This window comes from Bradyrhizobium sp. 142 (genome assembly GCF_023074015.1).
Lineage (GTDB): Bacteria > Pseudomonadota > Alphaproteobacteria > Rhizobiales > Xanthobacteraceae > Bradyrhizobium.
Genome location: NZ_JADPKQ010000513.1, coordinates 1 through 649 on the forward strand (window position 1 = coordinate 1; position 649 = coordinate 649).

At 66.6% G+C, this 649-nt stretch carries 1 pseudogene; it reads left to right on the top strand.

Annotation, left to right across the window (positions count from 1 at the left end):
• Nucleotides 1-244: 244 nt before the first annotated feature.
• Nucleotides 245-649: pseudogene (locus IVA82_RS49290) on the top strand (hypothetical protein); the annotation flags it as partial.

Below are 649 nucleotides of genomic sequence, written 5' to 3' on the forward strand. Positions count from 1 at the left end.
CAACATGTGCGGTCCCGTTATGCGAGGGGCTGACGCTCTGCCGTGGTCGAAGACCCCATCACGCAGTAAGGGACCGCGCCGGAACCTGGGAGGTCCCGCGTTCGACCGCAGGCGGCATGCGCCTTCGGTCCGCATCGGGAAGGCGAGGAGCCGAAGCCGATGACGAACGAACGCGGGAAGTCGGACGTGGCCACAGTAGCGGCGAAGCCGGCGAACGAGGCAGAGCGATCTGCGAAAGGAGCTGGTGGAGCGAAGGGCCGCGACCAAGGGGAATGCGGACCAGCAAAGCACGACCCGGACGCCGAGCCGGACGAGCGTGACACAGGCGCTGGAGCGCATACGACGAACTGCAAGGGAAAGGAAGAAGGAGAGGTTCACCGCGCTGCTTCACCACATCGATCCCGACCTGCTCGAGGCGGAGTTCTTCGCGTTGAAGAAGCATGCCGCGCCGGGCACGGACGGGGTGACGTGGCGGGACTATGAGCAAGATCTCAAGGCCAACCTTGAGGATCTGCATGCCCGTGTCCACCGGGGAGCGTACCGGCCGCAGCCGTCGCGGCGGGTCTACATCCCAAAGCCGGACGGACGGCAGCGCCCGCTGGCGATCGCGGCCCTCGAGGACAAGATCGTGCAGCGGGCAACGGCTGTG